Annotated in this window: 7 protein-coding genes; 6 read left to right on the top strand and 1 reads right to left on the bottom strand. The window is 35.3% G+C overall.

Annotated elements, in window-relative coordinates:
- The first annotated feature begins 62 nt into the window (after positions 1-62).
- From argS to serS, 6 genes are all read left to right on the top strand, one after another.
- Entirely contained in the window at positions 63-1,817 is a 1,755-nt protein-coding gene (argS, locus tag A1OE_RS02770) for an arginine--tRNA ligase (RefSeq protein WP_044283395.1), read from the top strand.
- 1,270 nt (positions 1,818-3,087) lie between these two features.
- Entirely contained in the window at positions 3,088-4,185 is a 1,098-nt protein-coding gene (locus A1OE_RS02765) for an ABC transporter ATP-binding protein (RefSeq protein ID WP_015088667.1), read from the top strand.
- A gap of 142 nt (positions 4,186-4,327) precedes the next feature.
- Positions 4,328-4,522 (top strand): twin-arginine translocase TatA/TatE family subunit, encoded by a 195-nt coding sequence (locus A1OE_RS02760; RefSeq protein WP_015088666.1) that lies wholly within the window; start codon positions 4,328-4,330, stop codon positions 4,520-4,522.
- Between the two features lie 108 nt (positions 4,523-4,630).
- A complete protein-coding gene (locus A1OE_RS04155) occupies positions 4,631-5,128 on the top strand; it encodes a Sec-independent protein translocase subunit TatA/TatB (RefSeq protein ID WP_015088665.1) in 498 nt (165 codons plus the stop codon).
- Positions 5,128-5,952, top strand: coding sequence for a twin-arginine translocase subunit TatC (tatC, locus tag A1OE_RS02750; RefSeq protein ID WP_015088664.1), 825 nt, complete (start codon positions 5,128-5,130; stop codon positions 5,950-5,952). The genes A1OE_RS04155 and tatC overlap by 1 nt, the downstream gene beginning before the upstream one ends.
- Before the next feature lie 111 nt (positions 5,953-6,063).
- Positions 6,064-7,350, top strand: a complete 1,287-nt coding sequence (gene serS, locus A1OE_RS02745) for a serine--tRNA ligase (RefSeq protein ID WP_015088663.1) — start codon at positions 6,064-6,066, stop codon at positions 7,348-7,350.
- Positions 7,351-9,516: 2,166 nt separating this feature from the next.
- Here serS and fumC read toward each other — a convergent pair.
- Positions 9,517-10,911, bottom strand: coding sequence for a class II fumarate hydratase (fumC, locus tag A1OE_RS02740; RefSeq protein WP_015088658.1), 1,395 nt, complete (start codon positions 10,909-10,911; stop codon positions 9,517-9,519).
- Between the last annotated feature and the right edge of the window lie 1,164 nt (positions 10,912-12,075).

Genomic DNA, 12,075 nt, shown 5'->3' with positions numbered 1-12,075 from the left:
GCTTAGTTTTATTATTAATGTAAATAATTAGAATGACAGAGATAAAGAATAAACAAACTGTAATGAATGTATTTAATTGGATTAAATATGAAATTAAATCCTGTTTAAGAAGCCTGGCTATCTCAAAAAAATGGCCAGAAAAATTACCATTTGATCGAATTACCGTCGAGCCTCCACGCGATGCCTCTAATGGCGATATTGCTACGAATGCTGCAATGGTATTGGCTAAACCAGTCGGTATTAATCCGTATGATATTTATTTGCCACTAGCAGAAGGGTTGAAAAAACTTGAATCTGTCAAAAGTGTTGAGATTATCCACCCAGGCTTTATCAATATCCGCTTAATATCAGATATTTGGTTGGCCCAGATTAGCAAGATACTTGAACTTGGCCAAGATTTTGGCAACTCTAATATGGGGTCTGGTCTTAAAGTAAACGTAGAGTATGTTTCTGCAAATCCTACCGGTCCATTGCACGCTGCTCATGCGCGCTGTGCGGTTTTTGGTGACGCACTTGCGTCTTTACTAGAAAAAGCTGGCTTTAGCGTTATACGAGAGTATTACATCAACGATGTTGGTTCACAAATAGATAAATTAGCTCATTCTGTTTATCTTCGTTACCAAGAAGTGTTGGGTAGTAGCTCGTGCATTCCAGAATGCGATTATCCTGGTGAATATTTAAAGGATGTTGCTAAAGCATTAGTAATGCACGAGGGAGACAACTTGATGAATGCTTTAGAACAGGAATGGCTAGAACCGGTTAGAACCTTTGCTGTCGAATTGATAATGACTAATATCATGAAAGATCTAGTGACTATGGGCATTCACATAGATCGATTTTCTTCTGAGCGTGCAATTGTAAAAAAAAATTTAATTAGTCATGCATTGGCTAGGTTAGAAGCTGTAGGACTAGTTTATAGAGGTATGCTTAATCCACCAAAGGGAAAATGTCCTGACGATTGGGAACCAAGACCGCAGCTCCTCTTTAGGTCGACCAAGTTTGGCGACGACGTTGATCGTCCACTACAAAAATCTGATGGTTCTTGGACGTATTTTGCTAATGACATCGCTTATCATATGGATAAGGTAGAACGAGGTTATATGGATATGATCGATGTTTTTGGCGCTGATCACGGAGGCTATGTAAATCGCATAAGAGCAGCAATCTCTGCCATAACTGGTGGTCAGGCTAATTTAGATGTTAAGTTGTGTCAGATGGTGAATATGTTTGACGGTGGTAAACCAGTACGTATGTCAAAGCGCTCTGGTAATTTCGTTACTTTGTCCAACGTATTGGATACAGTTGGACCTGATGTTTTGCGCTTTATTATGCTAACTCGGCGTAACGATCAAACTTTGGAATTTGACTATCAGAAAGTTAGCGAGCAAAGCCGAAACAATCCGGTGTTTTACGTACAGTATGCATATGCTAGAGCTTGTTCGGTAATTCGCAACGCTAAGGAAATTTTTTCTGCTGAAGATCTCTCAGATTTTGCACTTTCTCGGGTTGAAATAAATTTTTTAACTGATCGTAATGAATTGAAGCTTAGCAAGCTGTTGGCAAGTTGGCCGCGCGTCGTAGAGAGCGCGGCGGCATCACACGAGCCACATCGAGTTGCATTCTATCTAGCTAATGTTGCCGCTAACTTTCATGAGCTTTGGAGTAAGGGTAGGGAAAATGCACGGTTGCGCTTTATTTTAAAAAATGAGCGAGAAATAACTATTGCACGAATTGCCCTAGTACGTGCAACAGCTGTGGTGGTTGCCTCTGGACTAGAAATAATGGGTGTTAAGCCTATGGATGAACTCAGGGGATAAAACGCAAACCTAATAAATTATAACACAAGAGAGCATTAAAATAACTATTTTGAATCTGTTATTGGTTATTGTAGGACTTAGTCGTATAGCTTAACGAATGAATCCTTTAATTCTTTGCTGGTACAAAGAAGCTTCGGATCTTAGAGTGACAATTTGCAATTCTCAGTAGCTAGATAACCAAGTTGGGACATAAATTGATACGGAAACAATTAGCAATAGTTTACAATAAGTGCATAACCAGTGAAAGCGCCATCCTAAAGCTTAATATTGTGCAGTCATTCTGCCATAAAATTACTCTTTTTTTGATAAAAAGTTAGTATCGATGACTTTTATCACGAAAGTCAAGCTATACGCTAAATATATCATTCTATACTATGCGACAATCATTTATAATTTATTTTAATGAAAAGCAAGCCATTGTTAAGCAACAATGCGCTCTTGATGATAAGAAAATGTATACTACTATAAGCGAAAGCTAATAAGCGTTATTTGGAATTTTGCAAATAATATAAATACTTTACTCTGTATTCGCAGAGCATTATGTTAGCAAATGAGGGTAGCGAGAAAAACTAACTCTTAGTTTAATGAACAAAATGCTAGTATGTTAGCTATATGTTTTTCTTTTTTTGTAAGATGTTATTTTACCTTTGGTAGGCCTATAGGCAGTAAAAAATAAAAGTTTAGATTAAGTAGCCCAATTCTTGTATTTTGGTTTAGAAAAAAAATATTTCTTAGTAATTATATTTAGAGATTTAATAATTGTAAAATACTGCAAAGATTTTTATTAACATTTAACGATTTAGAAATTAGATTATTTTTATTAAAGCTATATATTTAATAATTTGGCAAATGGTTGTGATTATACTATAGTTTATATTTGAATGATATAAATACTATATAATAGAATTATCAATATGGGATATGCAATATATGCTCTGTTAATTTTTTATGTATAGCAAAATCATTATTTTTATTTTTTTTTTTGATGATGATATTTACGTGTTTTAATTAGGAACATAAATACCTATTAATTATAATACAATAAGACCATTCTCACATGGCAATTCTAGTTGTGCATTTGCAGAAATAATAATGAAGGTGATTTTTAGTTTGAATTTTTACCGAATACCATCTAATTGGATGGCAATAAACAACTATTAAATAGCTGCTTATCAATTGTTAATTATTTAGACTTGCTCTAAGCAATTTTTGACCAAATTATTTTTTAATAGCCATGATTGGTGGCGATCTTGGATAACCTATATCTAATATGACATACGAGCATCGCATTCCTCTTGCTCTCTCCATGACCTGTATTCGCCATGCTTATGGGACCGTACAGGCTATTGATGGATTGGATGTTTCTGTGAGTCCTGGTGAGATAGTTTGTTTACTTGGTCCTTCTGGTTGTGGAAAAACAACAATCTTACGTCTAGCAGCTGGACTCGAGGATATACAAGAGGGAGAAGTATCCTTGAATGGGCAAGTTGTAGCGGTAAACGGAAACAACTTGCCGCCAGAAAAGCGCGGGGTTGGATTAGTTTTTCAGGATTACGCTTTGTTTCCACATCTCGACGTGATAGATAACGTAACCTTTGGTTTGATTGATTGGCGAGCTAGTGATCGTAAGGCTCGCGTGGCATATATGTTAGAAATGGTCGGATTAACGGATGTGGCGAAATCCTTTCCTCATGAATTATCTGGCGGTCAACAGCAACGCGTTGCACTAGCTCGTGCTTTAGCTCCCAAGCCGCGTGTAGTATTGCTTGACGAACCGTATTCCGGGCTGGATGCTCGATTGCGAGATCGTGTACGAAGCGAAGTGCTGCGTATTTTGAAATCCAGTTTTTCTGCATGTTTAATGGTTACTCATGATTCTGAAGAAGCTATGTTTATGGCTGACAGGATTGTTGTTATGAGAGCTGGGCAGATTGTTCAGCTTGGTAGTCCCGCCGAGCTTTATTGTTCACCATCTGGAGTTTTTGTTGCTGGGTTGTTTGGCGAGGTGAATTTGATTGAGGGTAGAGTGCGTGGTGATACAGTCTATACTATAGCTGGAGCATTTTCATCTGGTGGATTGCCTAATGACCAAAATGTTACTGTAGTTGTGCGACCAGAAGGTGTGCATATTGATACTTATTCTGAAACCTTTAACTGCGGTATTTGTTGCGAAGTAGATCAATCCCGCCTACTAGGTAGCGCTAGCTTAATTAATCTTAGTGTAAGGGGTGAGGATGTGAAAGTGGGTAAAACATTACATTTAACTGCGCGCGTATCTGGAATTTTTTTGCCATTGCCTGGGACTCGCGTACGAATTACGATCGATCCTTCTCAAACTTTTGTATTTCCGCGCAGTGATCCTCAATGAAAGCAAAGAGTCTTGCTATAGCATAATTTAAACATAGCTGGCTTTTGTATATTTGCTTTCACTAATTGTAGTGATTTGTCTATAAATTGCTGGTAGAGTCCATTGAAAAATTCATTCTAGGATAGGATTTAGGAACAATTTCATGGGAAGTTTTAGCATATGGCATTGGCTTGTTGTGTTAGCAGTTTTACTTTTGTTGTTTGGAGGTAAGGGTAAAATTTCTAGCTTAATGGGTGACTTTGGTAAAGGGATAAAAAACTTTAAAGAAGGCATGGAATCTGATAGCTGCGGTGGTCAAAAAACTAACAGGTTGCTCTCTGAAAAGACTAAAGATTAGCATAAAGTTAATAACTGATTTGATTAAAAATTTTTAAATAGCGACCTTATTGTTTAATTGCCTTCCACATGAAGTATTAATCGCAAATCAATAGAGAGAGTAGTATAAATGTTTGAACTTGGCTGGCAAGAATGCGTTATGGTAGCCATTGTAACAATTATTGTGGTCGGTCCAAAAGAATTGCCCTACGTAATGCGGGCAGTTGGTCGTTGGATGCGTAAGGTAGGTTTAATGGTACGAGAATTTCAAAGTCTTCTAGAAGAGGCTGAGCTTGATGATGTGCAAGGTGATATTCGTTCATCTTTTGAAGAATTATTTGGCAATAATTTCAATATACAATCGCAGCCTCAAAAGTCCAAAGATAATGCTTTTAAGGAAATGTACAAATCGGTAAATGCTAAATTGATTTTTGATGAAGTTAATAATGAGCATGATGATAGCATCTATAATTCATCACGAATGGTTGATATTGCATGCAATGAACCTGATAAAACATCATCATCCTTTCTTGATAAAACTACTTTAAGTTTATCTTCGATGTCACCTGAAAATGATTCAGCTAATACTCATCTGTTGGATGAGAATGCGTATTCTAGACATAATTGATGAGTATGGGTAATCGTCTAAGAGATCAAAAATATGATCTAGATGATACTAAGATGTCGTTCTTCAGTCATTTAATTGAGTTGAGGGTACGGTTGATCTATGCGATGGCAGCTTTTTTAGCATGTTTTTTTGTAGGTTATTATTTAGCTGAGCCAATTTTTTGGTTCTTGGTTGAGCCTCTACGGCAATTATGGAATGGTCAGTCAGATCGCCAGCTTATTTATACCGGTTTGCATGAGGCATTTTTCACCTACATCAAGGTTGGTTTTTTCTTTGCTTCTTGCTTCTCCTTTCCACTGGTGTCTATGCAAGTATGGCTTTTTATTACTCCTGGACTATACAAAAGTGAGCGTCATGCGTTACTACCTTTTATGGTGGCTACCCCTCTAATGTTTTTGCTAGGTGGAGGTATTGTATATTACTTCGTTATACCAATTGCTTGGAAGTTTTTTGTCAGTTTTGAAATAGTTGGCTCACATAGTCATTTGGCTATGATGTTAGAGCCAAAAGTTGATCAGTATTTGTCATTGGTAATGAGATTAATTTTTGCTTTCGGAGTTGCATTTGAACTTCCTATATTACTAATTTTATTAGCTAAGTATGACATAGTTAATTCTCGAATCCTTAAAGACAAGCGAAAATATTTCATTGTATTGGCCTTTGTAGTAGCTGCTATCATGACTCCCCCAGACGTAGTTAGCCAAGTATTGCTTGCTGTTCCTATCATTCTTCTTTATGAATTTTCTATTTTTATTGCGCAATTTATCGAAAATAAACGTAAAGAAAATGCAAAGACAGCAGGATGCAGTGGTTTGATGTCATAAGTTATTAACCTATATCTCGACGTTAAAATAATAAATTTTTCAAACTAATAGATATGGCAAATGCCTACAATTTATTCGTAAAGATTTATAATTAACCTGCATAATTTACTCATGCATGATATTCGAAGCATACGTAAAAATACTGCCACTTTCGATAAAGGTTTAATCAAACGAGGGATAGCTTCATCTTCTAAGGCTGTTTTGGCTAAGGATTCAGAATGGAGATCAATAATTACAGAGCTACAGATTGCTCAGCGACGTCGTAATGAAGCATCTAGGCAAATATACATTGCTAAATGCAAAGGGGAGGATGTACAAACTATAATTGCCGAAATATCGCAGATTAAACATGATATAAGTCAGCTGCAAGAATTAGAGCGGAAGCTTGCCACTGAGGTTAATGCCATGCTTGAAATTTTGCCAAACATTCCAGCAGACGATGTGCCAGATGGTCTAGATGAAAGTGCTAATATTCTAATGCGTACAGTAGGTACCCCGCGCAGTTTTAATTTCTTACCAAGAGATCATGTTATGCTCGGTGAAGGTTTAGGTATGATGGATTTCTCATTGGGTGCTACACTAGCTGGCTCTCGCTTTGTTGTATTGAAGAGTCATCTAGCTAAGCTAGAGCGATCAATTGCATACTTTATGCTTGACATTCATACTAATAAATTCGGATATACTGAGATTGTTCCGCCTTTCATTGTGCGTGATGCTGCGGTTTATGGTACCGGACAATTACCTAAATTTTCTGATAATTTATTTCAAACTACTGATGGACATTGGTTAATTCCAACCGCTGAAGTCCCTTTAACTAACTTAGTCGCAGATAGCATAGTTGATGAAAGTGAACTACCGTTGCGTTTTACTGCTTACACGCCATGTTTTCGCTCAGAAGCCGGTGCTGCCGGTCGAGATACTCGTGGCATGATTCGCCAACGTCAGTTCACTAAAGTTGAGTTAGTATCCGTAGTTCATCCAGAAAATTCAGATGATGAATTAGAGAGAATGACTAATTGTGCTGAAACTATTTTACAAAAGCTTGGCTTAGCATATCGTGTGATGAAGTTATCTGCAGGTGATATGGGGTTTACAGCTCGGCGTACTTATGACTTGGAAGTTTGGCTACCGGGTCAGAATGAAGGAAAAGGTCAATATCGCGAGATTTCATCTTGTTCTACTTGTGGTTCTTTTCAGGCGCGACGTATGAAAAGTAGATTTAAAGCTAAAGGCGAAAAAAAAACTGATTTTGTTCATACACTGAACGGTTCTGCTCTTGCTATTCAAAGAACCATGATAGCTATTTTGGAAACGTATCAAAATGAAGATGGTTCAGTATCGGTACCTGATGTTTTACAACCATATTTTGGTCGAGATTTGATTAATTTGGTAGAATAATCGATGACTTTTCATACTAAATATTGTACCGATTGACTATTTAATGATTAATGTGTTGCGGATTATAGGGAGATAGCGGTGATTATAGAATAAGTCTTTAAGTTTTATAGCTAAATTTTAATTTTTTAATGTTTATGCAAGAAGTAAAGTTCCTTTGTTATTTTTTTTTACTAGTCTACATGCTTTTTTTCTAAAAAAAATTATTTATCAAAATTATGATAAAGCATCACAAATAACAACGCGTTTTTCTATGTGTGATTGGTTATAGATTGTGAAGATTGGTATTTTTGACTAGTATCTACTTATCATAATTATTTTTATTGCATTGTGTATAAATCTATAAATTTACTACTAATATCCAATTTAGTTTTCATTCCAAAGTAATGGTCTGTAATAAGCAGCGCTTACATATCTCGTTAAATTTTATGGCCATAATAATAAATTACGAATAATTGTGAAATAAATTGCTTTATGATAAGATATATTTTAATACATGAGTTACTTAATTAGTGAGTAATGTCGTGGATTGATGTGCAATCATCAGCGATGAATTTTACCAATCATATTGGGAGGCTAAGTGTAATGTATTATCTACTATCGAAGCTTAATACTAAAGGTAGCTGATTTTATATTATTCTATATACGCAACCAACGACATTTTCGTCTTGTTTTCCTTTTTAAAAGGACTGATTAGCTATCATCCTTTGCATTCAACCCTTGTCGAAAGATAAGCTTTCGCCTCTTAAAAGTAAATATCAAGTTTACAAAATTATTGTGGATATATTATTATTTTGTTTATAGCAAATTGCGCATTATCAACCCTATTGTTTTATTTATTGTATCATTACCATAGAACAAAATCTCAAATATGGTTTATCGCAATTACAAAACTTATTATATATTATAATTATAAGCTTTATAATGAAAATATATAATAAAATTAAATTAATTTAGATTAATGCTAATAAAAATAACTTGTGCGGTTATTTATAAGAAAAAAGGTAATCATTTTTAGCTTACTTCCAATCTACCATAAGATTTAACATTGGATTTAGATCAAAATTAAAATTCTCATATAGTAAAGAAAATAGTTTACAGTATAAGTGTATACAAAATTATCATACATTTTTATTATTACTTTTCTTAAACTAATACGGCTTGTAATGACCTTCAACGTTATTTAATAGTTATTATTTTATTTACTAGTTAATTATCTTTATTCAGTAAATATTGTCGTTAGTTACTGTTACCTACTTATATAGTATAGTACAGCTTATACTAATTTTTAGTATCAGCAGCTTTGTTTGTTGAATGGTATATTAATCATACCATAAAGTACTTAATTGGTTAATTAAGTATAATTCACCGGAAAACTAAGAGAAGAATATTGGTTTATAAACAAAACTCTAATCTAAAGCATATTTTCATCAATTATTCTCATTCTATTTAATAATATGGCTTGGTAGTATTTTTGAACATTTACTGTAGCTTTAATTCTATTAATTAGCGTAGTGGTATCAATAATCTAGTTGTATAAAGCTATTGGTTTAGTTGGTAAAAGTAGTAATAGATGATTCGCACTTTTAATTATTGTATAATCCTTTATTATTTTTTAACGGGAATCTTAATCCTATAGTAATTAAGGAGGGCATTAATGCAAAATTAGCTATTATTTCCTTACTGTTAATATAGATCGATACTATTGAATTATAGCTATCTTTTTTTACTTAGTTGAAATGGCTATATTCTTGCTTGATCAACAAATAAAGCAATCTTTGTTCTACAATTCTTGGATTAGGCCTATTTACTAATCAAATCTAATTAAATTATGTTTAAGTATACCAATAGCATTGTTTATTATCAATGATAAGTTGTATTTATTGGGTGTTTTTTTCAACAGTTTAAGATATAAATATAGGTACAGTGTTCAAGTAATACCATTTCTTTTTATAGCGCAGATTTTTTTTACTTGCTACAAATACCATTTATTATGCTGATATAACCGTTGTATTAATTGATTATAATCATATTTTTTTAGACTAAAATTTGTACTTCATCTAAGAATAATTGATACATAAAAATGCTTTCCTGTTATTTTGTTGTATTGTTACACTTTTACAGGGAATATAGGAGATATTTTAATTAATTTTTCTAATCGAGCGCTGTTTATCTCCGCGATTCTAACATTGTTTCTGTACATACCCACTTGTCAAAATCTGCTTCTGAAACTAAACTCAGAGCATGAGCAGCTTGTTTTAAGCTAATGCCGTCCTGGTGTGCTTTTTGGGCAATCTTGGCTGCCGCATCATAACCAATATGTGGGACTAAGCCAGTAACTAGCATTAAACTACGGCTTAGTAAATAGGCAATGCGTTCTTTATTAGCTTCCATCCCTTCTACGCAACGTTCAGCAAAACTCGTTGATGCGTCTCCCAGTAATCGAATTGACTGCAATAATGCATCTGCCATTACTGGTTTAAATACGTTAAGCTCAAAATGCCCACTAGAGCCGGCAATAGTGATGGTAGTGTGATTTCCCATTACTTTAGCACATACTTGAGTCATAGCTTCGGCTTGAGTTGGATTAACTTTGCCAGGCATAATGGAAGAACCTGGCTCATTGGCAGGTAGAATTAATTCACCTATGCCGCAGCGAGGGCCAGAACCAAGCATGCGTATATCGTTTGCCACTTTCATTAGAGATACTGCCAGAGTATTGAGTACTCCAGAAATTTCTACTACAGCATCATGAGCAGCAAGCGCTTCAAATTTGTTGGTGGCAGAGGTAAATGGCAGATCTGTAAGATCTCTAATCTCCTCTATAAATTTTTCGGCGAATGCCGGATTAGTATTTATACCAGTACCGACTGCTGTTCCTCCCTGAGGAAGCTCTAAAAGGCGTGGTAGAACTCCCTCCAGACGTTTTATTCCAGTTCTTACCTGAAATGCCCAGGCACCGACCGTTTGACTTAGTTGTAATGGCGTAGCATCTTGTAAATGTGTGCGACCAATTTTAACAATACCTTGAAATTTTTGTACTTTTTTATCTAATGCGTTTTGTAAATGATGTAGCCCGGGCAATAGTCTAGCATAAATCTCACGCACCCCAGCGATATGCATGGCAGTTGGAAAACTGTCATTGGATGACTGCCCTAGATTGACGTGGTCGTTAGGATGGATTGGGCTTTTTGAGCCAAGAGAATTACCGAAATATTTATTAGCCAGATTTGCAATCACTTCGTTTAAGTTCATATTAGTGTGAGTACCGGAACCAGTTTGCCATACTACCAACGGAAATTCTTCGTCGTAATTTGCTCCTGCAATCTCTGCTGCGGCATTCTCAATAGCTTTAGCTAGTTCCATTTTCAAGGTACCAAGTTTGCTATTGGCTCGGGCTGATGCCTGTTTCTGCAAGGCAAACGCGTGTATTAGTGCGATGGGCATTCGTTCGAAACTAATTGGAAAATTTTCCAGGCTGCGTTGAGTTTGGGCGCCCCAATATTTATCGTTTGGCACGTACATAGTTCCCATGCTGTCAGTTTCTTTACGGGTGATGGACATTTAGACTCCTTAAATTAAGATTAGGAAAAATATTAGCGCGGAAAATAGCGACAAGCTCAATGTGGTAAGACCAGGAAAAATTGATCAATTTGGCATTAGTTATTCTAACGAATAACTGCCTCTGTTAAGAATCGAGGTATCTCGCGCTAAGTTTGTAAGATTGCAAGAGAGGGCTATGATTGCTGGGATTTTGTTTACAGCAAAGTTATTGACTTGTGCTTTAGATCGATCGTATGGATGGTTAAAGATAGCAAAAAACCACACAGTTTATTATTTCCTAAAGGTCGTGTAAACAGATTAAGGGTATATTTTTAATTCGACCGCTGTAGATGCCATTAGCATGAACTCCGGAACGGATTGCTCGGATATTTTCTGCGTTAACATCTATAGCGAACACTGGAGTATCAGGATTAAACGTTAGAGCAATGCTATAGCTCTCAGTAAAAATAAATCAACACGCTTATTAATATTGCATGCTTCTTTACGTACCACTTTAAATATAGCCTCATCAACATATTTATTTTTCTGAAATCTTTCTAGTGTTGGAAATACACCCAAAAAGTTAACATACCTAATAACTATTGAGGAATAATCTGCTATATTTGCTGGTAAAAGATCATGTTCCTTTGTTATTTGCACGAACAGAATGACTAGTGTTTAACTTCAGTTAATTCAGCCAAAATTTTTCTCTCTTCTAAAGAGATCGCTTGGTACTCTTGCCAAAAATATATACGTTGATATGCGCATGATTAAGTATGATATCTGTTCGTTCTCCCAATTGTAACATGTTATGCATATGTCTATGGATAAGCATACATCAATACCTGTAATGGTGCAGTTAGTATTGTATAGACATTAAATTGGCACTAATTTAACACTGTTATTTTCATTGAAACCAAGTACTCGAATGAGTACCTCACTGCAAGCTTAGCTCATTGCCGCGATCCCACAATATGATTGCCTTTACCAGTGTTACAATGTTAAAATTATTAATATTAATTCACAAAATAATCTTGTACATTTGAAGAAACTTATCATTGCTAATATTGATTCTAATACCAAAGCTGTAATGAGGAGTAAACATACTTCATGAAATTTGCAGATGTTGAATCTATGCGAGGATCAGAAGCAAATAGTACCCTTAATAATTTCCTGTTCTCCTGT

This window comes from Candidatus Endolissoclinum faulkneri L2, assembly GCF_000319385.1.
GTDB lineage: Bacteria > Pseudomonadota > Alphaproteobacteria > Thalassobaculales > Thalassobaculaceae > Thalassobaculum > Thalassobaculum faulkneri.
Note: the sequence above shows the minus strand (reverse complement) of the source record. Positions and strands in the feature narration are given on the sequence as shown.